Source organism: Pantoea sp. Ep11b, from assembly GCF_040783975.1.
Classification (GTDB): Bacteria; Pseudomonadota; Gammaproteobacteria; order Enterobacterales; family Enterobacteriaceae; genus Pantoea.
Genome location: NZ_CP160631.1, coordinates 136,997 through 163,618, shown reverse-complemented (window position 1 = coordinate 163,618; position 26,622 = coordinate 136,997). Strand labels below are relative to the sequence as shown.

The window sequence follows — 26,622 nt, the reverse complement described above, 5'->3', positions numbered from 1 at the left end:
CAGACCCGCTGCAACCGCTAAATTTGATCTCACTCGCAAAATGAAATGTTTCTTCTGTAATCATGTTTTATGAAAAATATATTTGTTTATAATCGCCTCACGTTTCAGTTATTCCGGTCGCCTGTTCCGTCGATAACCACGTATGGCGGGGTGTCGCGGAGGTCGGGGTCCACCAGCATGTAAGGATGAATATGGGCACAATCAGACTGACCACGGCACAGGCGCTGGTTAAATTTCTTGATAATCAATTTATCGATGTGGATGGTGTTGAAACGAAGTTTGTTAAAGGCATCTTCGCTATCTTCGGCCACGGCAACGTGCTGGGGCTGGGCCAGGCGCTGGAGCAGGACAGCGGCGATCTGGTGGTCTGGCAGGGGCGTAACGAGCAGGGCATGGCCCACGCCGCCACCGGTTTTGCCCGCCAGTCACTGCGTCGTCAGATTATCGCCTGCAGTTCATCTGTGGGGCCTGGCGCGGCCAATATGATCACCGCAGCGGCAACCGCGACCGCTAACCGTATTCCACTGCTGCTGCTGCCCGGCGATGTCTTCGCCACCCGTCAGCCCGATCCGGTACTGCAGCAGATTGAGCAGAGCTACGATCTCAGCATCAGTACCAACGACGCTTTTCGTGCCGTCAGCAAATACTGGGATCGCGTCAGCCGCCCGGAACAGCTGATGTCCGCCTGCATCAATGCCATGCGTGTCCTGACCGATCCGGCCGAAACCGGTGCGGTAACGCTATCGCTGCCGCAGGATGTACAGGGCGAAGCCTGGGACTATCCCGACTATTTCTTCCAGAAACGGGTTCACCGTCTGGATCGCCGCCTGCCGGTGGCAGCACAGCTGGCGGATGCCCTGACGCTGATCACCCGTAAGCGCAAGCCGATGATTATCTGCGGCGGCGGGGTGAAGTACGCCGAAGCGGGCGAGGCGCTGCGGCAGTTCGCCGAACGCTATCAGATCCCTTTCGCAGAGACGCAGGCGGGCAAAGGCACGCTGGTTTCCGATCATCCGCTGAACCTGGGCGGCGTGGGCGAGACCGGATCGCTGGCCGCTAACCTGCTGGCGAAAGAGGCTGACCTGGTGATCGGGATTGGCACCCGCTATACCGACTTCACCACCGCCTCGAAATGGATTTTCCAGCATCCCGAAGTGAGTTTCCTGAACGTTAACGTCAGCAACTTCGACAGCTACAAGCTGGACGGTGTCCAGCTGCTGGCCGACGCCCGTGAGGGACTGACGGCGCTGACGGCGGGACTGGCCTCACAGCACTACAGCAATGACTGGGGCAGTCAGATTGCGCAGGCGCAGCGTCAGCTGCTGGAAGAGACGCAGCGCGTCTATCAGGCCGAATATCACGATGGCGACTTTGTGCCGGAGATCGCTGACCATCTGGATCGCGAGGCGGTATTTGCGGAGTTCCGCCGCCTGACACAATCCCTGCTGACGCAGAGCAGCGTGCTCGGCACCCTCAATGAGCAGTTGCCGAAAGAGGCGGTCATCGTGGCAGCCGCGGGCAGCCTGCCGGGCGACCTGCAGCGTGTCTGGCGCACCCGGGATTACAACGCCTATCACGTCGAATATGGCTACTCCTGCATGGGTTACGAGGTCAATGCGGCGCTGGGCGCGAAGCTGGCCCAGCCGCAGCGCGAGGTCTATGCGCTGGTCGGTGATGGCTCCTTTATGATGCTGCACTCTGAGCTGGTCACGTCGGTTCAGGAGGGGGCGAAGATCAACGTGGTGCTGCTGGATAACATGACCAACGGCTGCATCAACAATCTGCAGATGGAACACGGCATGGACAGTTTTACCACCGAGTTCCGCTTCCGTAATCCGGAGAGTGGCAGGCTGGATGGCGGCTTTATCCCGGTCGATTTTGCCGCGATCGCCGCCGGTTACGGCTGTAAGACCTACCGTGTGACCACGCTGGAGGAACTCAGCGCCGCGCTGGAAGATGCACGTACTCAGACGGTTTCGACCCTTATCGACATCAAAGTGCTGCCAAAAACCATGATCCACAAATATTTCAGCTGGTGGCATGTCGGCGTGGCGCAGGCTTCAAACACTGAACGCGCGCAGGCGGTGGCGGATAAGCTCAACAGCCATCTGGATCAGGCACGAAAATATTAATTTTAAGAGCCGTTTTCCTCTTCTCCGTACGAACCCTACACAGGTGTAATTATGACTTTGAAACTTGGTGTTATCGGTACAGGTGCAATTGGTCAGGAACATATTCGCCGCTGCAGCCATGTGCTGCAGGGTGCCCAGGTTGTGGCCGTCTCTGACATTAATGTCGACGGTGCGCGTGCCGCCCTCCAGCGCCTGAACATCGAGGCGGAGGTGTTCCAGAATGGCCATGATGTGATTCAGTCGCCCAACGTCGATGCGGTGCTGGTGACCTCATGGGATCCGACCCATGAAGAGTTCACCCTGGCGGCGATTGCCGCCGGTAAACCGGTGTTCTGCGAGAAGCCGCTGGCGATGAGCGCCGAGGGCTGCCGCCGGGTCGTCGATGCGGAGATTCAGGCAGGAAAACGTCTGGTGCAGGTCGGCTTTATGCGTCCCTACGATGCGGGCTACCGTGCGCTGAAAAAGGTGATCACCGACGGCGACATTGGTGAGCCGCTGATGCTGCACTGCGCACACCGCAACCCGACCGTGCCGGAGAACTACACCACGCCGATGGCGATTACCAACACCCTGATCCATGAGCTGGACGTGCTGCGCTGGCTGACCAGCGACGACTACAAAACGGTGCAGGTGGTCTTCCCGCGCGTGACGTCGAAGTCTCACAGTCAGCTGAAAGATCCGCAGATCGTGCTGTTTGAAACTCAGAAAGGGGTGCGCATCGACGTCGAAATCTTCGTTAACTGCGCGTATGGCTATGACATTCAGTGCGAAGTGGTTGGCGAAGAGGGCATTGCCCGTCTGCCGGAACCCTCTTCGGTACAGCTGCGTAAAGATGCCCGTCTGTCGAACACGATTCTGGTGGACTGGAAAGATCGCTTTATCGAAGCCTATGACGTGGAGCTGCAGGCATTTATCAACGACATTCAGGCAGGACAGCTGACCGGTCCTTCTGCCTGGGATGGTTTTGCCGCCTCTGTGGCCGCCGATGCCTGCATTAAAGCGCAAAACAGCGGTGCCATTGAGCCGGTAGAGATGCCGCCACGCCCTGCTTTTTACAACTGATTTCGCCCTGAATGCGGCCCGGGAACATGACGATGAACAAAGAGAATGTAAAACTGGCGATCGCGCCGATCGGCTGGACCAATGACGATATGCCGGCGCTTGGCAGTGAAAATACTTTTCAGCAGACGGTCAGTGAGATGGCGCTGGCTGGATTTACCGGCAGCGAGGTCGGCAGTAAATATCCCCGCGATCCGGCGATTCTGAAACCGATGCTCGACATTCGCGGCATTGAGATCTGTAACGCCTGGTTCAGCACCTTTTTTGCCCGTGGTGACAGAGAGAAAACGCTCAGCGCGTTCATCGAACACATGAACTTCCTGCATGCGATGGGCGCACGGGTGATTGGCTGCTCAGAGCAGAGCAAAAGTATTCAGGGCACCGAACTGGCGGTGTTTGAGCAGAAACCCGTTTTCACGGATGAAGAGTGGCGCTTAACCGCAGAAGGCTACAATGAGCTGGCGCGGATTGCGGCAGAGAAGGGGATGCGCGTCACGCTGCATCATCACATGGGCACCGGTATTCAGACCCCGGAAGAGATCGATCGCTTTATGGCGATGACTGACGAGCAGGTCGGTTTGCTCTACGACACCGGCCATATTTACTACTCCGAGGGCTCACAGCAGAAGATGCTGGCGGTACTGGAAACGCACCTGCCGCGTATCTTCCACGTTCACCTCAAGGATGTGCGCGATGAGGTCGTCGCCGACGTCCGCGAGAACCATCTCTCGTTTCTGGAAGGGGTCAAAAAGGGCACCTTTACCGTACCGGGCGATGGCGTGATCGACTTTAAGCCGGTGTTCAGAATTCTGGATGATTATGGTTATAAAGGCTGGATGGTGGTGGAAGCGGAGCAGGATCCGGCGCTGGCGAATCCCTTCGAATATGCGGTTAAAGCCCGCAGATATATTCGCGAGAATGCCGGTCTGTAAAAGGCTTTTAAGCTGACTTCTCTGCCGGGCAGAGAAGTCAGCCTGCGATTTACTTCAGGGTAATACTTTTCACAATACTGTCAGCGTCGCTCTGCGCCTGCTGCTGATTATCGCCTGGCAGCGTAATCTGCAGCGTCACAAGCTTGCCATCGACTTTCGCCAGAATCACGGACGACCATGAGGTCTGATTATTGGCGGAAATCACGGTATCCAGCTGCTGCGCGGGCTGATTTTTCAGCGTCACGGCTTTGTTCGACACCACCTGCAACTGCGGATCACGATTACGCTGCTGCTGCTCCATGCGCTGTGACAGCACATCCAGCGCGTCACTGGTCGGCTCGCCGGCAATCACGATAATGGCGCGGGCACCGGTTTCATCGGCATAAACGTGCATGTTAGTGGTCTGCGAACCCAGCTTACCGCTTTTATCTGACATGCCTGGTGGCAGTGAGAAGCTCAGCTTGCCATCCATAAGTGTGACAGTCTGGGCTGACTGACTGGCGCTGACGCCGTTGTCATTCGCCGCCTCCTCTTTCTTCTGGTCACAGGCCGCTAAGCCCAGCACCAGTAAACTCATTCCTACATATTTCACCAGCTTGCGCATCAGAATCCCTTTTTTCAGTTTCCGGTCAGGCACTCATACAACAGGAATCAGGCTGCAAACGCAACCTGATGATTGTCAGAAGATCTTAGCGGATAATTGCCGGAATGGCAGAGCGGATGAGCCTCTGGCCGGGCAGACGTCTGTTTGTCCGTCTGCCTCTGACGCCTGCCGGGCCAGGTTTAGCCGAAGTTGACCTGGCGGGTGGCCTGACGTTCCGCCAGGCGTTTCAGCGCCGCGTTGAGCAGCACACCATAGGCAGGCAGGAAGAAGATCATGCAGATCAGCACCTTGAAGCTGTAATCCACCAGGGCGATCTCGACCCAGTGCTGCGCCATAAACGCATCGGGGCTCTTGTAAAAAGCGATAAAGAAGAAGGCCAGGGTGTCGCTGATGTTCCCCAGGAACATGGCGCAGCCCGGTGCGGCCCACCACTGCGGCAGCCGGCGCAGACGGTTAAAGACGTGAACGTCAAGGATCTGACCCAGCGCGTAGGCCATAAAGCTGGCGCAGGCGATACGAGCCACAAACAGGTTCATCTGTTCCAGCGCCTGCCAGCCCTGCCATTCTCCCTGATAGAAGAGGGAAGAGATGCCATAGGAGATAAACAGCGCCGGGATCATGACCGCCAGAATAATGCGTCGGGCCAGCGGTGCGCCAAAGATACGCACGGTGAGATCGGTCGCCAGAAAGATAAACGGAAAGCTGAATGCGCCCCAGGTGGTGTGGAAACCAAAGATAGCAACCGGCAGCTGGACCAGATAGTTACTGGAGGTGATCACCAGCAGGTGAAACAGCGACAACCAGAAAAGCGCATGCATGCGCTGACGTGAAGAAAATGCGAGCATAATCGACCTTTTTAATGTTGGGGTGAGGGAACCCATTGCGCGACACCGTTCGAGCGGTGGCGGGCAGTTTTATGAGTAAAAAGCGGCGGCATCTTATCGCGTTGTGCTTTTTATGCAATGGTTAATTTTAGCGCAATCGTTATCGCCTTGCGTCACCGCCCGCACGCGCTAGAATGAGCGCCCCTTACCTGAACCGAGTCGATTATGAGCGATGCTTTTTCCTCTGCCGACCATCAGCTGGATGCCCGTGGCCTGCGTTGCCCGGAGCCGGTCATGATGGTGCGCAAAACCGTACGCAGCCTGCAGGATGGCGAGACGTTGCTGATCATCGCCGATGATCCGGCGACCACCCGCGATATTCCCGGCTTCTGCCGCTTTATGGAGCATGGCCTGCTGGCGCAGCAGACCGACACGCTGCCCTATCAGTTCCTGATCCGCAAAGGCATGGCAGGTTAACGACGGCCGGACGGACCGCCGTCAGCCTGCTCCATCCTCAGGCGTGCCGCCGCAGTAGCCGCAGCGCGTTGGCGGTGACCAGCGCGGTCGCCCCCGAATCGGCCAGCACCGCCAGCCAGAGTCCGGTCAGACCCAGCAGAGTGGTGACCAGGAAAATCGCCTTTAAGCCCAGCGCGATGCCGATATTCTGGCGGATGATGCGGCGGGTCCGGCGGGCCAGCGCAATCATCGGCGCGAGATGACCGAGCTGATTTCGCGTCAGCGCCGCGTCGGCCGCTTCCAGCGCCACATCGGTGCCGCTGCCCATCGCGATCCCCAGGGTCGCCGCCTTCATGGCGGGCGCATCGTTGATGCCATCCCCGACCATCGCCAGCGGCTGCTGCCGGCTCCGTTCACGCACCGCCGCGACTTTGTCGGCGGGCAGCAGGCTGGCGCGATAATCAATCTGCAACTGGCGGGCGATCGTGGCAGCGGCACGCGGGTTATCGCCGGTCAGCATCAGGCTTTCAATACCCAGTTTTTTCAGCGCCTGCACCGCAGCGGCCGCGTCGTCGCGCAGCCGATCGCGCAGTGCCAGGGCACCCAGCACCTCGCCCTCACACAGCAGTACCACGAGGGTTTCCCCTTCCGCTTCCCGCTGCGCAATCTGCGCCGTTTGCTCCGGCGTCAGTCCGGGGGCATGCGCGGGCGTCAGCAGCTGAACCTGTTGGTCTGCGACCCTGGCGCTGATGCCACGTCCCGCCAGCACCTGCTGATCGTGCGCCTCAGGCAGCGTCAGATGGCGCGCCTGCGCGGCCGCCACGATGGCGCTAGCCAGCGGATGCGTCGCCCCCTGTTCTACGGCGGCGCTCAGTGCCAGGATCGCGGTCTCGTCGCGCGCGCCAAACCGCAGGATCTGCGTCAGTCCGGGCTTGCCCAGCGTCAGCGTACCGGTTTTATCAAACGCGATGCAGCGCAGCGAACTCAGCCGCTCCATCGCCGCCCCGCCTTTGATCAGGGCGCCCTGACGCGCCGCCGCCGCCAGCCCGGAGGTGATGGCAGCGGGGACAGAGATCACCAGCGCACAGGGGCAGCCAATCAGCAGCAGGGTCAGCCCTTTGTAGATCCACGGCTGCCAGTCGCCTGCGCCAGAGAGCGGCACCACCACCATCACCAGCAGTGACAGCAGCATCACCAGCGGCGTATAGATGCGACTGAACCGATCGATGAAACGTTCAACCGGGGCACGATGCGTTTCCGCTTCTTCAATCAACTGCAGGATACGGTCGATGGCACTCTCACCGGGCTTCGACACCACCTCCAGCTGCACCAGCCGGTCAATACTGGTGACACCGGCAGGCAGCGTCTCGCCACTGCTCCGCGCCACGGGCAGGGATTCGCCGGTCAGGGCGCTCTCATCGAAACTGGCGATCGGGCTGAGTAACCGGCCATCGACCGGCAAACGGCTGCCCGCCGCGACTTCGATCACATCACCAGGTTGCAGCGCCGTGAGCGATACCTCAACACGTTTGCCCTGTTGCAGGCGGATCGCGGATTCGGGCCGCAACGCCATCAGACTGGTGACGCCGCTGCGCGTCCGTGAGGCGGCATACCTTTCCAGCTGTTCGCCCAGCTGAAACAGGACCAGCACCATCGCCGCCTCTGCGTGTGCGCCAATCATCAGCGCGCCTGCCGACGCCACGGTCATCAGTGTCTCAATGGTAAATGGCGATCCGCTGCGCAGGCGCTGCCAGGCTGCGCGCGCCACCGGGATCAGGCCCGCCAGCGTGGTCACGACAAACAGCCGGTCGCCCCAGACCGGCGCAAGCTGGCTGAGCAGGGTACCGGCGAGCACCAGCAGCGCCAGCAGAATCAGCATCCGGTTTTGCTGCCAGCCTGGCGCGGCCTGTGGGGCAGAGGGGGAGGACGCGGCCGCGAGCCGGAATCCGGCTTTTTTCACCGCCTGTTCAACCGCATTCTGTACGTCAGTGTCGGCGCTGACCATCAGCTTCTCGCTGCTGAAAAGAACGCGGGCGTCGGTCACGCCACTCACCTGACGAACGGCGGTTTCAACAGTGCGGGCGCAGGCGGGGCAATCCATCCCCTGGATCTGCCAGCTGAAAGGATAAGCGCCGCCTCGCCGGTCACTTTCCTCTGCCGCCCCGCCATCACTGCCGGGACTGCTGTCGCTGTCGCAGCAACAGCCTGCCGTATCCGCCGTGACGGGCGTGGCAGCATGGATCGAAAGGGTAAGGGGACGAGCCTGAGGAACCTGGCATAGCGGTTTTGTGGCGGTGTGGCTGGCGCGGGGTTTGCCACAGCCACAGGCGTGATGGTGTTGCATATGACCTCCGGATAAGGGGATGAGCGACGCTGCCCATCCCGCTATCCTACACTCTGGAGTCGACTCCAGAGTCAAGGCACTTTTATCAGACCACCCACAGCGAGCGCACGATCATAAAGTGACCGGCAAAGTAGCAGGCGGCGACAACTGCGCTGTCGGCAGCGAAGCGACGACGGTAGTGCGAGAGGAACCACACAGCATTCGCCAGCAGCAGCAGTCCGGCACCGACCATGATGGAGAAGCTGTAATCGGTCGGACGGAAGAAGTACTGCTCGGTGGCGATCCAGGTCATCACCAGCGTCATACCGATAAAGGTACAGACCGGCCAGCGCAGATCTTCCAGCCGGCTCCAGAGGATACCGATCAGGGCAGCACCGATGATCAGCAGCGTCAGCGGAATCGGCCAGAAGAAGGTCATGGTCATGCTGGCGGCGAAGCAGAGGGTATAGAGCAGGTGCGACAGGAAAAAGGCCCCGATGGCATAGAGCATCTGCTGACGCGGCAGCAGCGTTAACGCATCACCCGCCAGCGTGGCGACCAGCCCGGCCAGAATCAGATAGTCCGTGCTCTGCAATACCGGTGCCTGCCAGGCGAGCCCGACCAGCAGCAGCAGAGTGACCGGTTTAAACAGCCAGCGCTGCCATTGCGGGCCGCGATAGCTGGCGTCGACATAGAGCCAGCCGGAGAAAAGGACAGCGAGGAAAGACCAGAGCATTGTTTCTCCCTTTTTTACTCAGAATGGTGAAAGATCCCAAAATATCTCTTCCAGTTTAGGTTACGCCTCTGCGATGTGACAATCAGGCAACTCTGGTTGTATGCTTTGCCGCCTGATCCCTCTTCTTCACAGGCGTGAGAATGCGATGAGTAAACCGCCGTTAATCTTTGTTATCGTCCTGGCGATCATTGCCGTTCTGGCGACCCGTCAGTTTATTAAGCAACGTCGCGAAGGGGCCATGAATGACGCTGCGCCTGCGCGTTCTCTGCAGGTTGAGGTCAGCAGTAAGCGCGAATTTCCTGCGCCCAATCGTCGTTCACGACAGCGCGAAGTTATCGCCGGAGAAGAGATGCGCTATGAAGTGCTGTTTCATCCCCTGAACGGTGCCAGCGACATCAGGGTGCAGCTAAAGGAAGGGGAGTATCATCAGCTGGATAAAGGCGCCCGGGGCGAGCTGACGATGCAGGGGACGCGCTTTATCCGCTTCACGCCCCTGCCGTAGAGGGCGGGCATAACGCCCGCCAGCCCTATTTTTTGCGTGGGAAATGTTTCTTCTGCCAGGCGACCAGCTCGAAGACGCCGAACAGGAACACCTTAATCTGTGTAACGCGGTCAATCGGCGGCGCATCTTTGGTCTGCGTTGCGCGCAGTAAAACGAGCTGCAGACCATGCATCATGATCATGAAAAACAGGGCAACGTTGATAAAATAGGTCAGCGGTTTCGGGTAGGGATGTACCACGTTGGCCAGTAAAAATCCCCACACGCATAGCATCAACAGACGCCCCAAATTAAGTAACATCCTGCGTCTCCTGTTGACGTTGATACAAACGATAAGCGACCTGTCCGGCTATTTTTTCGCGATAGAGGTCCCACGCTGGCGGCACCGGCGGCGCGCCATTTTCCACTTCACTTTCCACATAAATCAGCGCCTGCTCGGCCAGCCAGTGATTCTGCTCCAGCAACGCCAGCGTCTGCGCCAGCAATCCCTGACGAAACGGCGGATCGATAAACACCACATCAAAAGGTTCACCGGGCTGCGCCAGCCAGCTTAACGCATTCGTCTGAATCACGGTGCCATTCGTGGCGCGCAGCGTCTGCAGGTTTTTTGTCAGCTGCTGCGCCACCGGACGCTCCAGCTCCAGCAGCGTCGCGGAGCCTGCGTAGCGCGACAGGGCTTCCAGACCGAGCGCGCCGCTACCGGCAAAGCAGTCGAGGCAGCGGGCCTCTGGCAGTACCGGGGCCAGCCAGTTAAACAGCGTCTCGCGCACCCGATCGGTGGTCGGGCGCAGTCCGGCACTGTCCGGCACCAGCAATTTGCGTCCGCGCCACTGACCGCCGATGATACGGATCTGCCCGGCACCGCCTGTACTGCGGGGGTTTTTATTCATATTGCTCACAACTCGTCATAATTTGTTGCGTAGTTTAACGGGCCAATCGGTGAGAAGAAACGTTAAAAAAGGGTGCTGTGGTGAGCTGGCAGGAAAGTGTTAGACTACTGAGTTGCTGAAGTCATGCATTATTCTGCGGTTTACGCCGGTCTGGCGCTGACCAACTTTCATTGATTTACCCCTGGAAACCACGCGCGACCGGGACAAAGCCATCGAGGAGTGTCGTCACACAATGGCAAAAGAGAAAAAACGTGGCTTTTTTTCCTGGCTGGGATTTGGCAAAGAGGAAGAGAAACAACCTGTAGCGGAAGAGCAGACCCCGACGGTCGCGGAACCCGCTCAGCAGCAGACTGAACAGGACGATCCGGCACTCCGCCAGGCTGAAGCGCAGGCGGAAGAGACGGTTGCGATCACCGAAACGGTAGCTGACCAGCAGCGTGAGGCGGACGTTACCGCCGCCGCGCCCTACGAAGCGGCACCTGAGCGGCTGGATGCGGCTGAGGCCGATCCTGAAGTGCAGGTGGATATCGACCCCCCTGAACATGACGCGACGCCGGTTATTGACGCCGACGACGTCATCACGCCAATCGCCGATGACGCACCGGCAGATGCGCCGTTAAGCGAAGAAGAGCTGACCGCGCTGGCGCTGGGCGGCGCGGAGGTCGTGGAGACCCCGCATCGCGAAGAAGAAGAGGCGCCGCTGTCTGAGGATGAACTGACCGCGCTGGCGCCGGGCGACGCAGACGTCGTTGAAACCCCGTACCACGAAGAAGAGGCGCCGCTCTCTGAAGAGGAGCTGACTGCGCTGGCGCTGGATGACGCCGACGTGGCGGAGACTGCACCCGCCGAGCCGTTAGCGGATACCGTCAGCGATCTGCCGCTGGCCGCCGCGCCACTCATCGCGCAGGAGCAGGAGCGCCCGAGCAAAGAGGGCTTCTTCGCCCGCCTGAAGCGCAGCCTGGTGAAAACCCGTCAGAACCTCGGTTCCGGTTTTATCAGCCTGTTCCGGGGCAAAAAGATTGATGATGACCTGTTTGACGAGCTGGAAGAGCAGTTGCTGATTGCCGATGTCGGCGTGGAAACCACGCGCCGCATCATCGCCCATCTGACCCAGCAGGCAAGCCGCAAGCAGCTGCGTGATGCCGAAGCACTGTATGGCCTGCTGAAGGCGGAGATGGCCGCGATCCTGGCGAAGGTCGATGCGCCGCTGGACGTCTCAGGCAAAACGCCGTTTGTCATCCTGATGGTGGGCGTTAACGGCGTCGGTAAAACCACGACTATCGGTAAGCTGGCGCGCCAGTATCAGGCCGAAGGCAAATCGGTAATGTTAGCGGCGGGCGATACCTTCCGTGCGGCGGCGGTGGAACAGCTGCAGGTGTGGGGCCAGCGCAACAACATTCCGGTGATTGCACAGCATACCGGTGCAGATTCAGCATCGGTGATCTTCGATGCGATTCAGGCTGCCAAATCGCGCGGCGTTGACGTACTGATTGCCGATACCGCCGGTCGTCTGCAGAACAAATCGCACCTGATGGAAGAGCTGAAAAAAATCACCCGCGTGATGAAAAAGCTGGACGATTCCGCGCCACATGAAGTGATGCTGACGCTGGATGCCAGCACCGGACAGAACGCGGTCAGCCAGGCCCGACTCTTTAACGAAGCGGTCGGCCTGACCGGCATTGCGCTCACCAAGCTGGATGGCACCGCCAAAGGCGGCGTGATCTTCTCGGTGGCCGATCAGTTCGGTATTCCGATTCGCTACATCGGCGTCGGCGAAGGCATTGAAGATTTACGACCGTTTAAGGCGGACGATTTTATTGAGGCACTGTTTGCCCGAGAGGACTAATTAGGATGATTCGCTTTGAAGAGGTCAGTAAGGCATATCTCGGCGGACGTCAGGCGCTGCAGGGGGTCGATTTTCATCTGCGCCCTGGCGAAATGGCGTTTCTGACCGGCCACTCCGGTGCCGGTAAAAGTACCTTGCTGAAGCTGATTTGTGGCATTGAGCGCCCGAGTGCCGGAAGAATCTGGTTCAGCGGCCATGACATCTCCCGCCTGCGTAACAGCGAGGTGCCGTTCCTGCGTCGTCAGATTGGCATGATCTTCCAGGATCACCATCTGCTGATGGATCGTTCGGTCTATGACAACGTGGCGATCCCGCTGATTATCTCCGGGGCCAGCGGCGAAGATATCCGCCGTCGCGTCTCGGCGGCGCTTGATAAAGTCGGGCTGCTCGACAAAGCGAAAAGTTTTCCGATTCAGCTCTCTGGCGGTGAACAGCAGCGTGTGGGCATTGCCCGTGCGGTGGTGAACAAGCCAGCCGTGCTGCTGGCGGATGAACCGACCGGTAACCTCGACGACGCGCTCTCCGAAGACATTCTTCGTCTGTTCGAAGAGTTTAACCGCGTCGGCGTCACCGTTCTGATGGCGACACATGACAGCGGCCTGATCGCCCGGCGCAACTACCGGATGATGACGCTGAATCAGGGACGTCTGCACGGAGGCCACGATGGTCAATAAACGCATTAAACGCCCGGCTGCGCCGAAAGCTAAGCAGCCGTCGAAGAGTAAAGCACTGAAGGGCGGCTGGCAGGAGCAGTGGCGCTATGCGCTGCGCGGCACGCTCTCGGACATGTGGCGTCAGCCGCTGGCCACCCTGCTGACGGTGATGGTCATCGCCATCTCACTGACGCTGCCCAGCGTCTGCTACATGGTCTGGAAAAACGTCAGCCAGGCGGCCACCCAGTGGTATCCGGCCCCGCAGTTAACCGTCTATCTCTCCAAAACGCTGGATGACACGGCGGCAGAAAACGTGGTGGCGCAGCTCAAACAGGTCGAAGGGGTGGATAACGTCAACTACCTGACGCGGGAAGAGGCGCTGAACGAGTTCCGTAACTGGTCAGGCTTTGGCGGTGCAATGGATATGCTGGAGCAGAATCCGCTGCCCGCGGTCGCTATCATTACGCCGAAACTGAATTTCCAGAACTCAGACACCATGCAGAGCCTGCGCGATCGGGTTACTAAAGTGCAGGGCGTGGATGAAGTGCGCATGGACGATAGCTGGTTTGCCCGCCTGGCGGCGCTGACCGGACTGGTCGGGCAGATCGCCTCCATGATTGGCGTGCTGATGATCGTGGCGGTGTTCCTGGTGATTGGTAACAGCGTGCGGCTCAGTATCTTTGCCCGGCGTGACACCATCAACGTGCAGAAGCTGATTGGCGCGACCGACGGCTTTATCCTGCGCCCGTTCCTCTATGGCGGGGCGCTGCTGGGCTTCAGCGGTGCGGTGCTGTCGCTGCTGCTGTCGGAAGTGCTGGTGCTGCGACTCCAGTCTGTGGTGGCCAGCGTGGCGACCGTATTTGGTACTACCTTCTCACTGGAAGGCTTCTCGTGGGATGAGGCACTGCTGCTGCTGCTGATCGCAGCCATCATCGGCTGGGTCGCGGCCTGGCTGGCAACAGTCCAACATTTACGCCGATTTACGCCGCAGTAAACGCCTGCAACATTTTTTTGTTATAATGGTCCTCTGCTACCGACAAAGGGTGCAGAGGATCGCTTACCCCCTCTTCCCTTCCTGTCATCTGTGTGTAAAATATTCACCGGTAAAATTGAACTTGTGGATAACTTTGCCACTCTAAGTAGCACAGATTGCTTTCGGATTTCGCGCGACGTTGACTTACTGTATCGTCTGCGCAGGGAAATGTGCGGCAATTCCACTGAATTTGTGAGGGTTTGAATGACCAAAGAAATGCAAACTTTAGCTATTGCTCCTCTTGGCAACCTGGAGTCTTACGTCCGGGCGGCGAACACCTGGCCGATGCTCTCGGCAGAAGAGGAAAAAGCGTTGGCTGAACGGCTGCATTACCAGGGCGATCTGGATGCGGCAAAGACGCTGATCCTGTCTCACCTACGCTTTGTAGTTCATATCGCTCGTAACTACTCCGGCTACGGCCTGCCACAGGCGGACCTGGTGCAGGAAGGTAACATCGGCCTGATGAAAGCGGTGCGTCGCTTCAACCCGGAAGTGGGCGTGCGTCTGGTTTCGTTTGCCGTGCACTGGATTAAAGCTGAGATCCACGAATATGTGCTGCGCAACTGGCGTATCGTAAAAGTCGCGACCACCAAAGCACAGCGTAAGCTCTTCTTTAACCTGCGTAAAACCAAGCAGCGTCTGGGCTGGTTCAACCAGGATGAGGTCGAGATGGTGGCGCGTGAGCTGGGCGTCAGCAGCAAAGACGTGCGCGAAATGGAATCGCGTATGGCGGCCCAGGATATGACCTTTGATATGTCTGCTGATGATGAGAGCAGCGAAGGTCGCTCGATGGCACCGGTGCTCTACCTGCAGGATAAAACCTCTGACTTTGCTGACGGCATTGAAGAGGATAACTGGGATGCGCACGCGGCTGACAAGCTGAGCTATGCGATGGAAGGTCTGGATGAGCGCAGTCAGCACATCATCCGCGCCCGCTGGCTGGACGAAGATAACAAAACCACGCTGCAGGAGCTGGCCGATCAGTATGGCGTTTCCGCCGAGCGTGTGCGCCAGCTGGAAAAGAACGCCATGAAAAAACTGCGTATGGCGATCGAAGCGTAACGCACGTTAACACCGTAAGGGGCGACAGATGATGTCGCCCTTTTTGTTTCCCCCTCTCTGCTCAGCCGCTGGCGCTTACTCTGCCGACCTTATCCAGCCATCACTCTGTGCCCGAAAGCCACACGCCTGCATAAAGGCCGCCCGCACCTGCTGATCGTCACTGCCATCATCGGCGACCCACCAGTCTGCCACAGAGCTGTTCTGCCTCATTGTCTCCTCCAGCAGATACTGACCGACGCCGCGTCGCCGGGTCACATCGCGGACGGTCAGCCGCTGGATCTTGCCGTGGGTTCCGGCGATCTCCAGAAGCAGACCAGCCAGCAGGCGGTCGTTGAAGCGCGCAGCATAGAGACGATGCCGCTCATCCAGATGCTGCGCCAGTTTTTCCATCTCCAGATCCGGCCAGACTTTGCCCAGATCGATGCGGTCCTGTGCGGTCAGCATCGTCACCCGCTGAATAGTGAGCTTCATAACAAAAACCTCTGTAATAGGGGAATGTGTAGCGAAAATATACAACCTGCGCACCACCACATTTTCATCAATAAAACAGGTCAAAAGATGGCCTGGATGCCAGGATGATAGTTGTAAACAGCGACAGCGAATGGTCACCCAGCATAACGCGCTGGCAAAGTGGTGAAAAACCGGCCATTGCCTCCAGTGTATTATGCTGTTTCACTCAGTCAATTCTGAATATGTCAGTTGATTTACAGAAGAAACTTCCTGTTTAATAACCTGAAAAATAAAGCCTTATTACTAATAAATGCCAGAAAAGTAAGCTAACTCATTCATGCTTAATCAGTTTTCCACTTTATCTGGCAGCGCAAACACTCACAACATACACGATAAAACAGATGGGGTAGTCAGGATGAAAATGAAAGGTCGCGCATTACTGGCGGGATGTGTAGCACTGGCGATGAGCCATGCGGCGCTGGCTGAAGATATCAAAGTGGCGATTGTTGGTGCCATGTCGGGTCCGGTGGCGCAGTATGGCGATATGCAGTTCGCGGGCGCTACTCAGGCGATTGAAGATATCAATGCCAAAGGTGGCGTTAACGGCAACAAACTGGTGGCGGTGAAATATGACGACGCCTGTGACCCGAAACAGGCCGTGGCGGTCGCCAACAAAGTCATTAACGACGGCATCCGCTATGTGATTGGCCATCTCTGTTCATCCTCCACGCAGCCCGCATCTGACATCTATGAAGATGAAGGTGTGCTGATGATCACCCCGGCCGCGACCGCACCAGACCTGACCTCACGCGGCTATAAACTGATTATGCGCACCACCGGTCTTGACTCCGATCAGGGGCCGACGGCGGCAAAATATGTGATGAGCGAGCTGAAACCGCAGCGCATCGCTGTCGTACACGACAAGCAGCAGTATGGCGAAGGCCTGGCGCGCGCCGTGCAGGAGAGCCTGAAAAAGCAGGGCGCGAACATCGTGATGTTTGAAGGGATCACCGCCGGGGATAAAGATTTCTCCACGCTGGTGGCTCGCTTCAAGAAAGAGAACGTCGATTTTGTCTACTTCGGTGGTTACTACCCGGAAATGGGCCAGATCGTCCGCCAGGCGCGTGCAGCTGGTCTGAAAACCCAGTTCATGGGGCCGGAAGGGGTGGGTAACGCCTCGCTGTCGAACATTGCCGGTGCCGCCTCTGAAGGCATGCTGGTGACCCTGCCAAAACGCTATGACCAGGTGGCGACCAACAAACCTATCGTGGATGCGCTGAAAGCGAAGAAACTGGATCCGACCGGTCCGTTCGTCTGGACCACCTACGCCGCACTGCAGTCGCTGGCGACCGGCATGGAGCGCAGCAAGAGTGCCGAGCCGGATGCCATCGTGAAAAACCTGAAAGAGGGTGCCGCAGTGCCAACCGTAATGGGCAACCTGAACTGGGATGAGAAGGGCGACCTTAAGGGCTTTGAATTCGGCGTCTTCAAATGGCATGCCGATGGCACCTCGACCGCTGTGAAGTAAACCAGGTCATTTTCGGGTAGATGGCAGGCCGGGTAACCGGTTTGCCTGACCTGCGACATGAACGCCTGGCACCTCACTGCCAGGCGTTTTTTGTACCCCGGTCGCCTGCGATCGGACAAGTAAGGGTTAAGGTATGTCGGAGCAGTTTCTCTATTTTATTCAGCAGATGTTCAACGGTGTGACCCTGGGAAGCACTTATGCGCTGATCGCCATCGGTTACACCATGGTTTACGGCATTATCGGCATGATCAACTTCGCCCACGGCGAGGTCTACATGATCGGTAGCTACGTCTCCTTTATCGTGATTGCTGCCCTGATGATGATGGGCATCGACACCACCTGGCTGATGATCGCGGCGGGCTTTGTGATGGCGGTGATTATCTCCAGCGCCTACGGCTGGAGCATTGAACGTGTCGCCTATCGCCCCGTGCGTGCCTCGAAGCGCCTGATTGCGCTGATCTCCGCCATCGGGATGTCGATATTCCTGCAGAACTACGTCAGCCTGACGCAGGGTTCACGCGACCTGGCGTTGCCGAGTCTGATCACCGGGCAGTGGACGGTGGGTGAGAGCAACGGCTTTGCCGCCACTATCTCCACCATGCAGGTGGTGATCTGGGTCGTGACCTTCCTGGCGATGCTGGCCCTGACCACGTTTATTCGCTACTCCCGCATGGGCCGGGCCTGTCGCGCCTGTGCAGAAGATCTGAAAATGGCCAGCCTGCTGGGCATTAACACCGACCGCGTGATCTCCCTGACCTTTGTGATCGGGGCCGCGATGGCCGCGGTTGCTGGCGTACTGCTGGGTCAGTTCTACGGTTCGATTAACCCCTTCATCGGCTTTATGGCCGGTATGAAGGCGTTCACCGCCGCCGTGCTGGGCGGCATTGGCAGTATTCCTGGCGCGATGATTGGTGGCCTGGTGCTGGGGATCGCCGAGGCGCTGACCTCCGCCTATCTCAGTACGGAATATAAAGATGTGGTCTCGTTTGCGCTGCTGATCGTGGTGCTGCTGGTGATGCCGACCGGGATTCTGGGTCGCCCGGAGGTCGAAAAAGTATGAAGACTTCCTTTATCAATGCGCTGATCTCGGCCCTGATGCTGCTGGTGCTCGCCACCTTCTTTATGGGGCTGCGCCTGAACCTCGATGGCACACAGCTGGTGGTGCAGAACGCCGGTAGCGTGCGCTGGAACTGGATCGCGACAGGCTGTGTGGTGGTGTTTCTGTTCCAGCTGCTGCGTCCGGTGTGGCAACGCGGTCTGAAGAAAATGTCTGGTCCGGCGCTGCTGTTACCGGGCCTGGATGGTTCGACGCCGAAGCAGAAGCTGGTGATGGCAGTGCTGATTGTCGCCGCGATTGCCTGGCCCTTCCTGGTGTCACGCGGCACCGTCGATATCGCCACCATGACGCTGATCTACGTGATGCTCGGTCTGGGCCTGAACGTGGTGGTCGGACTGTCGGGCCTGCTGGTACTGGGTTATGGCGGTTTCTATGCCATCGGCGCCTATACTTTTGCGCTGCTGAACCACTATTACGGTCTCGGCTTCTGGCAGTGTCTGCCGCTCTCCGGCATGGTTGCCGCACTGTTTGGCCTGCTGCTGGGCTTCCCGGTGCTACGACTGCGTGGCGACTATCTGGCGATTGTGACGCTGGGCTTTGGCGAGATCGTGCGTATTCTGCTGCTGAACAACACCGCTCTGACCGGTGGGCCAAACGGCATCAGCCAGATCCCGAAACCGACGCTGTTTGGTCTGGAGTTTGGCCGCACGCCGCGCGAGGGTGGCTGGGATACCTTCCACAACTTCTTTGGTCTGAAGTATGACCCCAGCGATCGCATCATCTTCCTCTACATGGTGGCGCTGCTGCTGGTGGTGCTGACGCTGTTTGTCATCAACCGGCTGCTGCGGATGCCGCTGGGCCGTGCCTGGGAAGCACTGCGCGAAGATGAGATTGCCTGTCGTTCGCTGGGCCTGAGTCCGACCCGTATCAAGCTCACCGCGTTTACTATCAGCGCCGCCTTTGCGGGCTTTGCCGGCAGTCTGTTCGCGGCGCGTCAGGGCTTTGTCAGCCCGGAATCCTTTACCTTCGTCGAATCCGCCTTTGTGCTGGCGATTGTGGTTCTGGGCGGCATGGGCTCCCAGTTTGCGGTGATCCTGGCGGCCATTCTGCTGGTGGTGTCACGCGAACTGATGCGCGATCTGAATGAGTACAGCATGCTGGTGCTGGGTGGCCTGATGGTGCTGATGATGATCTGGCGGCCACAGGGATTATTGCCGATGAAACGTCCGCATCTGAAACTCAGAACCGGTAAAAAAGGAGAGCAGGCATGATTCAGCCTTTATTAGCCGTTGAAGGCCTGATGATGCGCTTCGGCGGTCTGTTAGCCGTGAACAATGTGGCGCTGGAGCTGCGTCCACAGGAGATCGTCTCGCTGATCGGGCCGAACGGTGCCGGTAAAACCACCGTGTTTAACTGCCTGACCGGCTTCTACAAGCCCACCGGCGGCAGCATTAAACTGCGCGAACAGCATCTGGAAGGTCTGCCGGGCCAGAAGATCGCGCGGATGGGCATCGTGCGGACCTTCCAGCATGTGCGTCTGTTCCGTGAGATGACGGTGATTGAGAACCTGCTGGTCGCGCAGCATCAGCATCTCAAAAGCGGCGTGTTTTCCGGCCTGCTGAAAACCCCGGCGTTTCGCCGCAGTGAGAGCGAGGCGCTGGACCGTGCCGCAACCTGGCTGGAGCGGGTCGGCCTGCTCGATCTGGCAAACCGTCAGGCGGGCAACCTGGCCTATGGTCAGCAGCGCCGGCTGGAGATCGCACGCTGCATGGTGACGCGCCCGGAGATCCTGATGCTGGATGAACCGGCTGCGGGCCTGAACCCTAAAGAGACGCATGAGCTGGATGCGCTGATCGCGGAGCTGCGGGGCGAACACAAGGTTTCCGTGCTGCTGATTGAACATGATATGAAGCTGGTCATGGGAATTTCTGACCGTATTTATGTGGTGAATCAGGGAACGCCACTGGCTAACGGAACGCCGGAGGAGATTCGTAACAATCCGGATGTCATTCGTGCCTATTTAGGAGAGGCCTGAGATGGCAAATACGATGTTAACCATTGAAAACGTCAGCGCGCACTATGGCAAGATTCAGGCGCTGCATAACGTCAGCCTCTACATCAACCAGGGGGAGATCGTCACCCTGATCGGGGCCAACGGCGCCGGGAAAACCACGCTGCTGGGCACGCTGTGCGGCGAACCCCGCGCGACCCAGGGCACCATCACCTTTGATGGCAAAGCCATTACCGACTGGCAGACGTCGCGCATTATGCGGGAAGCGATTGCCATCGTGCCGGAAGGACGACGGGTCTTTTCACGTATGACGGTGGAAGAGAACCTGGCGATGGGGGGCTTTTTTGCCAGCCGCCAGGCGTATCTGACACGCATCCGGCGCGTTTACGAACTCTTTCCACGGCTTGAGGAGCGTAAAATCCAGCGCGCCGGAACGATGTCGGGCGGTGAGCAGCAGATGCTGGCGATTGGCCGTGCGCTGATGAGTCAGCCGCGCCTGCTGCTGCTGGATGAGCCCTCGCTGGGGCTGGCACCGATCATTATTCAGCAGATTTTCGACACCATTGAGCAGCTGCGCAGCGAAGGGATGACCATTTTCCTGGTCGAGCAGAACGCCAATCAGGCGCTGAAGCTGGCGGATCGGGGCTATGTGCTGGAGAACGGCCATGTGGTGCTCGAAGACACAGGCGCAGCACTCCTCTCTAACGAAGCCGTCCGCAGCGCTTACTTAGGCGCCTGATGGGGCACGGCCTGGCCTGCTGGCCAGGTTCCGGCTGGGCAGCGCTCGCCATCCTTACGTACGACGTGTAGGTTCCGGTGGCTGCGCTGTCCGTTCACGGCTCCGGGTGTCGGCGTGGGGGGGCAGAGCAGCTCAGGCGGCTGACAAACTCAAATCAGGCGAATCTGGCCGCAGCAAATAAGCTTAAGACGCAGGGAACAGGGGCAGAAGAGGAAAGCGTCCCGCGCTATGGACAACAACGCCGGGAGCGTTTTGAACAACGCAACGCGCCGGGCCGTATACGGGCGCATTTCAGGAATGAGGTGCGTAATCGCGCGGGCTCAGCATGTCATGGATGACGGATTTAGCGTCTTTCCGCTCTGACCCCGTTCGCTGTGCATACTCAGTCTGACCGCACCCCAGCCAGGGTTATCATCCTTCTCACCCTGCGTTAACCGCGCTGCCTTTTCCTCTTCTGTGCCTGTCATCCGGCTGTCATCTCTCCGTTATTAATCCGTCATTTTTCCGTGTCATGTTACTTCGCGAACCAGAAATCCGTGATTTCACGCGTATTTACCTGCACAGGAAAACTTTATGTCCGTCGTTACCTTTCGTCGTAGCCTGATGAGCGCGCTGCTCGGTCTGGCGATCAGCGGCCAGGCGCTTGCCGCCACTGAGATCCCTTTCTGGCACTCCATGGAAGGCGAGTTAGGCAAAGAAGTCGATTCGCTGGCACAGCGTTTTAATCAGACCCATCCCGATTACAAAATTGTTCCGACCTACAAAGGTAACTACGAGCAGAGCCTTGCCGCCGGGATTGCGGCAGTGCGCAGCGGTAAAGCGCCTGCGGTGCTGCAGGTCTATGAAGTCGGCACGGCGACCATGATGGCCTCCCAGGCGATCGTGCCGGTGCATCAGGTCTTTAAAGAGGCGGGCATCCCCTTTGACGAGAAGCAGTTCGTGCCCACGGTGGCGGGATACTACAGCGACAGCAAAGGTCAGCTGATCTCTCAGCCGTTCAACAGCTCGACGCCGGTGCTCTACTACAACAAAGACGCCTTTAAAAAAGCGGGCCTGAACCCGGATCAGCCGCCGAAAACCTGGCAGGAGCTGGCGACGGATGCCGCCGCACTGCGCAAGTCGGGCATGAGCTGCGGCTACGCCAGCGGCTGGCAGGGCTGGATCCAGATTGAAAACTTCAGTGCCTGGCATGCCCTGCCGGTGGCGACGAAAAACAACGGATTTGACGGGCTGGACGCGGTTCTGGAGTTCAACAAGCCGGTGCAGGTTCGCCACATCGGACTGCTGGAAGCGATGAACAAAAAAGGGGACTTCACCTACTTTGGCCGTAAGGATGAGTCCACCGCCAAGTTCTACAACGGTGACTGCGGCATCACAACCGCCTCATCGGGATCGCTGGCGGATATCCGCCACTACGCAAAATTCAACTTCGGCGTGGGCATGATGCCATATGACGACACCGTGCCGGAGGCACCACAGAACGCCCTGATCGGCGGTGCCAGCCTGTGGGTGATGAAAGGTAAGGACGCGGCAACCTACAAAGGCGTGGCCGAATTCATGCAGTTTCTGGCTAAGCCGGAAATCGCCGCTGAGTGGCACCAGAAAACCGGTTATCTGCCGATCACCACCGCCGCCTACGAGCTGACAAAGCAGCAGGGCTTCTACGACAAAAATCCGGGCGCGGATATCGCCACTCGTCAGATGATGAATAAGCCGCCGCTGCCGTTCACGAAAGGCATGCGTCTGGGCAATATGCCGCAGATCCGTACCGTGATCGACGAGGAGCTGGAAAGCGTCTGGACCGGTAAACAGTCGCCGCAGAACGCACTGGATAACGCCGTGAAGCGTGGCAACGCGCTGCTGCGCCGCTTTGAACAGCAGGTGAAGTAATCTCTCCTTGCGGGTCAGCCCCGGCTGGCCCGCCTCTTTCTGACGTCAGGTACGCCATGTCTTCATCCCGTCCCGTCTTTCGCACCAGCCTGTTACCCTATCTTCTGGTGCTGCCGCAGCTGCTGATTACCGCCATTTTCTTTCTCTGGCCCGCCGGTGAAGCGTTATGGTACTCGCTGCAAAGTCTCGATCCCTTTGGCATCTCCAGCCGCTTTGTCGGACTGGAAAACTTCAGGCGGCTGTTTGCCGATCCCTACTATCTCGACACCTTCTGGACCACCCTGAAATTCAGCGGGATGGTGACGGTGTTCGGTATGCTCTCGTCTCTGCTGCTGGCGGCGCTAGTGGACTATGTGGTGCGCCTGCGCCGCCTCTATCAGACGCTGCTGCTGCTGCCCTACGCCGTAGCGCCGGTGGTGGCGGCGGTGCTCTGGATGTTCCTGTTTAATCCTGGACTGGGCCTGTTCAGCTACCTGCTGAACCACCTGGGCTACAACTGGAACTACGCGCAGAACAGCGGCCAGGCGATGTTCCTGATTGTGCTGGCGTCGATCTGGCAGCAGATGAGCTACAACTTCCTGTTCTTCTTTGCCGCCCTGCAATCGATCCCAAAATCCCTGGTGGAAGCCGCCGCGATTGACGGTGCGGGACCGGTACGGCGCTTCTTCAACCTTTCGCTGCCGCTGATAGCACCGGTCAGCTTCTTTCTGCTGGTGGTCAACCTGATCTACGCCTTCTTCGACACCTTCCCGGTGATCGATGCTGCAACCGGCGGCGGACCGGTGCAGGCGACCACGACGCTGATCTACAAAATCTATCGCGAAGGCTTTACCGGGCTGGATCTCTCCGCGTCGGCGGCGCAGTCGGTGGTGCTGATGCTGCTGGTGATCGGGCTGACGGTGATCCAGTTCCGCTTTGTTGAACGTAAGGTGCAATATCAATGATTGAGAATCGACGCGGGCTGGATCTCTTCAGCCACATCGTACTGGTGCTGGGCGTGCTCACCATCCTGTTTCCGCTCTATGTCGCTTTTGTGGCGGCCACGCTGGATAACGCGGCGGTCTATCAGGTGCCGATGACGCTGGTGCCCGGCACGCACCTGTGGGAGAACATCTCGCGCATCTGGACCCACGGCGTCAACGGCAACGGCCCGGCGTTTGGCCTGATGCTGCTTAACAGCATGATCATGGCGCTGGGGATCACGTTCGGCAAAATCACCGTTTCGATGCTGTCGGCGTTTGCGCTGGTCTGGTTCCGTTTTCCGCTGCGCACGCTCTTTTTCTGGCTGATCTTTGTCACTCTGATGCTGCCGGTGGAGGTGCGTATTTTCCCTACCGTGCAGGTGATTGCCGATCTCAATCTGCTCGACAGCTACAGCGGATTAACCCTGCCGCTGATGGCTTCCGCCACCGCCACCTTCCTGTTCCGCCAGTTCTTTATGTCACTGCCGGATGAGCTGGTGGAGGCGGCACGCATCGACGGTGCCAGCGCCATGCGCTTCTTCATCGACATCGTTCTGCCGCTGTCAAAAACCAATCTGGCGGCGCTGTTTGTTATCACCTTTATCTACGGCTGGAACCAGTATCTCTGGCCGCTGCTGATCATCAATGACGCCAGTCTCGGCACGGCGGTGGCGGGGATCAAAAGCATGATCTCCACCAGCGGTTCGCCGACCCAGTGGAACGAAGTGATGGCGGCGATGTTATTAACCCTGATCCCACCGCTGGTGGTGGTGTTAGTCATGCAGCGTGCCTTTGTGCGCGGCCTGGTTGAGAGTGAGAAATAAGATGGCGGGCGTAACCCTTCAGGCAGTAACCAAATCCTACGATGGCAAGAATCAGATCATTCAGCCGCTGAATGTCACGATCAATGATGGCGAATTTATGGTGATGGTTGGCCCCTCCGGCTGTGGTAAGTCGACGCTGCTGCGGATGGTGGCCGGGCTGGAGCGCGTCAGCTCCGGGGATATCTACATCGACAATCGTCGCGTGACGCAGGAAGAGCCGAAAGATCGCGGCATCGCGATGGTGTTTCAGAACTATGCGCTCTATCCCCACATGTCGGTGGAGCAGAATATGGCTTATGGCCTGAAAATCCGCGGCATGGGCAAAGAGCAGATCCGCCAGCGGGTGCTGGATGCGGCGCGCAGCCTGGAACTGGATCACCTGCTGATGCGCCGTCCGCGTGAACTCTCCGGCGGACAGCGCCAGCGCGTGGCGATGGGCCGCGCCATCGTGCGCGAACCGGCGGTGTTTCTGTTCGATGAGCCGCTCTCCAATCTTGATGCCCGCCTGCGGGTGCAGATGCGGCTGGAGCTGCAGCAGCTTCATCGCCGCCTGCAGACCACCAGCCTCTATGTGACGCACGATCAGGTTGAGGCGATGACGCTGGCGCAGCGGGTGATGGTGATGAACAAAGGAGTGGTGGAGCAGATTGGCTCACCGGCCGAGGTGTATGAACGTCCCGCCAGCCAGTTTGTGGCCTCGTTTATCGGCGCACCCGCGATGAATCTGCTGAAAGGGCAGTTCAGCAGCGACGGCTCACGCTTTAACCTCGACGCCTCCCATGCACTGCCGCTCAGCGACATGAAAGCGAAGTGGGCTAACCGATCCGTGGTGCTGGGCATCCGGCCCGAACATATCCGCCAGAGCAGCCGCGAGCAGGGCGGCGTGCCTCTGCGGGTTGATACGCTGGAGATGCTGGGTGCCGATAATCTGGTGCACGGCCGCATCGGTGAGACGCCACTGGTGGTACGCTTACCCCACAGCGAACGGCCACAGCCGGGCACTACGCTGTGGCTGCATCTGCCAGCAGATGCGTTACACTTTTTTGATTCAACCCATGGAAAGCGTCTGGAATGAGCACACAACACTGGCCTTATCCCCGTATCGTCGCCCATCGCGGCGGCGGCAAACTGGCACCGGAAAATACCCTGGCGGCGATCGACATCGGCGCGAAGTATGGCCATCAGATGATTGAGTTTGATGCCAAATTATCAGCAGATGCGCAGATCTTCCTGCTGCACGATGACACGCTGGACCGCACCAGCGACGGCTGGGGCGTGGCGGGGCAGCTGCCGTGGGAAAAACTCTCTCAGCTCGACGCGGGCAGCTGGTTTGGCAGGGCGTTTTCGGGCGAAAAGCTGGCGCGGCTGGACGAGGTCGCGGCCCGCTGTCGCCAGCATCAGATGATGGCGAATATCGAAATCAAACCCACCACTGGCAGTGAAGTGGAGACCGGACGGGCGATCGCGCAGGCTGCGGCAATCCTGTGGCAGGATCAGACGCCTCCACTGCTCTCCTCGTTCTCTTACGAAGCCCTGGAGGCGGCAATGCAGGCCGAGCCGCAGCTGCCACGCGGCCTGCTGTCGCACAGCTGGGACCCGGAATGGCAGGCGAAAACCGCTGCGCTGGAGTGCGTCTCGATCCACCTGAATCACAACGTGCTGACCGCTGAGCGGGTAGCCGAACTCAAAGCCGCTGGCCTCAGGATTCTGGTCTACACCGTCAACAACCCGGATCGCGCCAGAACCTTACTGAAATGGGGCGTCGATGCCATCTGTACCGACAGTATCGACATCATCGGCCCCGATTTTAATCAGTTCTGATTCGGGTTCTGCGTCTGGTGTCCCGGCTGCGCGTCGATAACCCGCTGCCGGGCGCTGTCGCGCTGTTCCTGCATTTTACGCTGCAGATCCTGCGTCTGACGCTGCTGATCCTGACGCAGCTTCAGCTGCTGTTGCTGCTGCTGGCTCTGCATCTGCGACTGCATCCGCTGCTGGCTGGGGTTATAGCCCGGCCTGTTTGGATCGTTGGTGCTGTTCAGCGTGGTCGCCTGGCTGGCGAAAGGCAGCAGGGCGGCTAAAACCATCATCCACTTTTTCATCACTCCTCCTTTC

27 protein-coding genes are annotated in these 26,622 nt (G+C 58.8%); 19 read left to right on the top strand and 8 right to left on the bottom strand.

Annotated features, from left to right (window positions below; translation table 11 throughout):
• The first annotated feature begins 191 nt into the window (after positions 1-191).
• The 3 genes from iolD to iolE are packed head-to-tail and all read left to right on the top strand — an operon-like array spanning position 192 to position 4,123.
• The gene (iolD, locus tag AB1748_RS00880) at positions 192-2,132 is read left to right on the top strand and encodes a 3D-(3,5/4)-trihydroxycyclohexane-1,2-dione acylhydrolase (decyclizing) (RefSeq protein ID WP_367395895.1); all 1,941 of its coding nucleotides are present in this window, start codon (positions 192-194) and stop codon (positions 2,130-2,132) included.
• Between the two features lie 51 nt (positions 2,133-2,183).
• Positions 2,184-3,194, top strand: coding sequence for a Gfo/Idh/MocA family protein (locus tag AB1748_RS00875; RefSeq protein ID WP_111141887.1), 1,011 nt, complete (start codon positions 2,184-2,186; stop codon positions 3,192-3,194).
• 32 nt (positions 3,195-3,226) lie between these two features.
• Positions 3,227-4,123 carry a myo-inosose-2 dehydratase gene (iolE, locus tag AB1748_RS00870; RefSeq protein ID WP_111141889.1) on the top strand — a complete coding sequence of 299 codons (897 nt, stop codon included), beginning with the start codon at positions 3,227-3,229 and terminating at the stop codon, positions 4,121-4,123.
• 49 nt (positions 4,124-4,172) lie between these two features.
• Here the strand turns inward: iolE and AB1748_RS00865 are convergent, their stop codons facing one another.
• On the bottom strand, positions 4,173-4,727 hold the full coding sequence (locus tag AB1748_RS00865; protein ID WP_111141891.1) for a DcrB family lipoprotein: 555 nt from the start codon (positions 4,725-4,727) through the stop codon (positions 4,173-4,175).
• A gap of 179 nt (positions 4,728-4,906) precedes the next feature.
• Entirely contained in the window at positions 4,907-5,572 is a 666-nt protein-coding gene (locus AB1748_RS00860) for a 7-cyano-7-deazaguanine/7-aminomethyl-7-deazaguanine transporter (RefSeq protein ID WP_111141893.1), read from the bottom strand.
• A 204-nt stretch (positions 5,573-5,776) separates the two neighbouring features.
• On the opposite strand from AB1748_RS00860, the gene tusA reads away from it, so the two are divergent.
• Positions 5,777-6,028, top strand: a complete 252-nt coding sequence (gene tusA, locus AB1748_RS00855) for a sulfurtransferase TusA (protein WP_010253330.1) — start codon at positions 5,777-5,779, stop codon at positions 6,026-6,028.
• A gap of 37 nt (positions 6,029-6,065) precedes the next feature.
• On the opposite strand, the gene AB1748_RS00850 is transcribed toward tusA, so the two are convergent.
• Both AB1748_RS00850 and AB1748_RS00845 read right to left on the bottom strand, forming a co-directional pair.
• Positions 6,066-8,351 carry a zinc/cadmium/mercury/lead-transporting ATPase gene (locus AB1748_RS00850; RefSeq protein WP_367395894.1) on the bottom strand — a complete coding sequence of 762 codons (2,286 nt, stop codon included), beginning with the start codon at positions 8,349-8,351 and terminating at the stop codon, positions 6,066-6,068.
• A gap of 85 nt (positions 8,352-8,436) precedes the next feature.
• Positions 8,437-9,066 (bottom strand): lysoplasmalogenase, encoded by a 630-nt coding sequence (locus tag AB1748_RS00845; RefSeq protein ID WP_111141897.1) that lies wholly within the window; start codon positions 9,064-9,066, stop codon positions 8,437-8,439.
• Positions 9,067-9,211: 145 nt separating this feature from the next.
• Between AB1748_RS00845 and AB1748_RS00840 the strand changes: the two genes are divergently transcribed.
• Positions 9,212-9,568 (top strand): DUF2500 domain-containing protein, encoded by a 357-nt coding sequence (locus tag AB1748_RS00840; protein ID WP_111141899.1) that lies wholly within the window; start codon positions 9,212-9,214, stop codon positions 9,566-9,568.
• Between the two features lie 25 nt (positions 9,569-9,593).
• Here AB1748_RS00840 and AB1748_RS00835 read toward each other — a convergent pair whose 3' ends face one another.
• The gene (locus tag AB1748_RS00835) at positions 9,594-9,866 is read right to left on the bottom strand and encodes a DUF1145 family protein (protein ID WP_009087803.1); all 273 of its coding nucleotides are present in this window, start codon (positions 9,864-9,866) and stop codon (positions 9,594-9,596) included.
• The gene (gene rsmD, locus AB1748_RS00830; RefSeq protein ID WP_367395893.1) at positions 9,856-10,455 is read right to left on the bottom strand and encodes a 16S rRNA (guanine(966)-N(2))-methyltransferase; all 600 of its coding nucleotides are present in this window, start codon (positions 10,453-10,455) and stop codon (positions 9,856-9,858) included. Before rsmD ends, AB1748_RS00835 begins: the two co-directional genes overlap by 11 nt.
• A gap of 232 nt (positions 10,456-10,687) precedes the next feature.
• Between rsmD and ftsY the strand changes: the two genes are divergently transcribed.
• The 4 genes from ftsY (at position 10,688) to rpoH (ending at position 15,049) form a co-directional block, all read left to right on the top strand.
• A complete protein-coding gene (gene ftsY, locus AB1748_RS00825; RefSeq protein WP_367395892.1) occupies positions 10,688-12,301 on the top strand; it encodes a signal recognition particle-docking protein FtsY in 1,614 nt (537 codons plus the stop codon).
• Between the two features lie 5 nt (positions 12,302-12,306).
• On the top strand, positions 12,307-12,975 hold the full coding sequence (gene ftsE, locus AB1748_RS00820; protein ID WP_111140408.1) for a cell division ATP-binding protein FtsE: 669 nt from the start codon (positions 12,307-12,309) through the stop codon (positions 12,973-12,975).
• Positions 12,965-13,948 carry a permease-like cell division protein FtsX gene (gene ftsX, locus AB1748_RS00815; RefSeq protein ID WP_003852199.1) on the top strand — a complete coding sequence of 328 codons (984 nt, stop codon included), beginning with the start codon at positions 12,965-12,967 and terminating at the stop codon, positions 13,946-13,948. The genes ftsE and ftsX overlap by 11 nt, the downstream gene beginning before the upstream one ends.
• Positions 13,949-14,191: 243 nt before the next feature.
• Positions 14,192-15,049: an RNA polymerase sigma factor RpoH gene (gene rpoH / locus AB1748_RS00810; RefSeq protein WP_010253314.1), complete on the top strand. Its 858-nt coding sequence runs from the start codon at positions 14,192-14,194 to the stop codon at positions 15,047-15,049.
• 75 nt (positions 15,050-15,124) lie between these two features.
• On the opposite strand, the gene panM is transcribed toward rpoH, so the two are convergent.
• Positions 15,125-15,520 (bottom strand): aspartate 1-decarboxylase autocleavage activator PanM, encoded by a 396-nt coding sequence (gene panM, locus AB1748_RS00805; protein ID WP_111140407.1) that lies wholly within the window; start codon positions 15,518-15,520, stop codon positions 15,125-15,127.
• 394 nt (positions 15,521-15,914) lie between these two features.
• On the opposite strand from panM, the gene AB1748_RS00800 reads away from it, so the two are divergent.
• The 10 genes from AB1748_RS00800 to ugpQ all read left to right on the top strand — a co-directional run bounded on the left by AB1748_RS00800 (position 15,915) and on the right by ugpQ (position 26,331).
• Complete coding sequence (locus AB1748_RS00800) at positions 15,915-17,027, top strand: branched-chain amino acid ABC transporter substrate-binding protein (RefSeq protein ID WP_111140406.1); 1,113 nt, start codon at positions 15,915-15,917, stop codon at positions 17,025-17,027.
• Between the two features lie 133 nt (positions 17,028-17,160).
• On the top strand, positions 17,161-18,087 hold the full coding sequence (livH, locus tag AB1748_RS00795; protein ID WP_111140405.1) for a high-affinity branched-chain amino acid ABC transporter permease LivH: 927 nt from the start codon (positions 17,161-17,163) through the stop codon (positions 18,085-18,087).
• Positions 18,084-19,355 carry a high-affinity branched-chain amino acid ABC transporter permease LivM gene (locus AB1748_RS00790; protein ID WP_293773287.1) on the top strand — a complete coding sequence of 424 codons (1,272 nt, stop codon included), beginning with the start codon at positions 18,084-18,086 and terminating at the stop codon, positions 19,353-19,355. Before livH ends, AB1748_RS00790 begins: the two co-directional genes overlap by 4 nt.
• Positions 19,352-20,119 carry a high-affinity branched-chain amino acid ABC transporter ATP-binding protein LivG gene (gene livG, locus AB1748_RS00785; RefSeq protein ID WP_111140403.1) on the top strand — a complete coding sequence of 256 codons (768 nt, stop codon included), beginning with the start codon at positions 19,352-19,354 and terminating at the stop codon, positions 20,117-20,119. Before AB1748_RS00790 ends, livG begins: the two co-directional genes overlap by 4 nt.
• A 1-nt stretch (position 20,120) precedes the next feature.
• Positions 20,121-20,834, top strand: a complete 714-nt coding sequence (gene livF, locus AB1748_RS00780; protein ID WP_111140402.1) for a high-affinity branched-chain amino acid ABC transporter ATP-binding protein LivF — start codon at positions 20,121-20,123, stop codon at positions 20,832-20,834.
• Between the two features lie 573 nt (positions 20,835-21,407).
• Complete coding sequence (gene ugpB / locus AB1748_RS00775) at positions 21,408-22,724, top strand: sn-glycerol-3-phosphate ABC transporter substrate-binding protein UgpB (RefSeq protein ID WP_111140401.1); 1,317 nt, start codon at positions 21,408-21,410, stop codon at positions 22,722-22,724.
• A gap of 56 nt (positions 22,725-22,780) precedes the next feature.
• Positions 22,781-23,668: a sn-glycerol-3-phosphate ABC transporter permease UgpA gene (gene ugpA / locus AB1748_RS00770; protein WP_111140400.1), complete on the top strand. Its 888-nt coding sequence runs from the start codon at positions 22,781-22,783 to the stop codon at positions 23,666-23,668.
• Complete coding sequence (ugpE, locus tag AB1748_RS00765; protein WP_111140399.1) at positions 23,665-24,510, top strand: sn-glycerol-3-phosphate ABC transporter permease UgpE; 846 nt, start codon at positions 23,665-23,667, stop codon at positions 24,508-24,510. Before ugpA ends, ugpE begins: the two co-directional genes overlap by 4 nt.
• Before the next feature lies 1 nt (position 24,511).
• Positions 24,512-25,585 (top strand): sn-glycerol-3-phosphate import ATP-binding protein UgpC, encoded by a 1,074-nt coding sequence (locus AB1748_RS00760; protein ID WP_111140398.1) that lies wholly within the window; start codon positions 24,512-24,514, stop codon positions 25,583-25,585.
• On the top strand, positions 25,582-26,331 hold the full coding sequence (gene ugpQ, locus AB1748_RS00755; RefSeq protein ID WP_111140397.1) for a glycerophosphodiester phosphodiesterase: 750 nt from the start codon (positions 25,582-25,584) through the stop codon (positions 26,329-26,331). The genes AB1748_RS00760 and ugpQ overlap by 4 nt, the downstream gene beginning before the upstream one ends.
• On the opposite strand, the gene AB1748_RS00750 is transcribed toward ugpQ, so the two are convergent.
• Entirely contained in the window at positions 26,322-26,609 is a 288-nt protein-coding gene (locus tag AB1748_RS00750) for a DUF2756 domain-containing protein (protein ID WP_111140396.1), read from the bottom strand. The genes ugpQ and AB1748_RS00750 overlap by 10 nt on opposite strands.
• Positions 26,610-26,622: the final 13 nt, after the last annotated feature.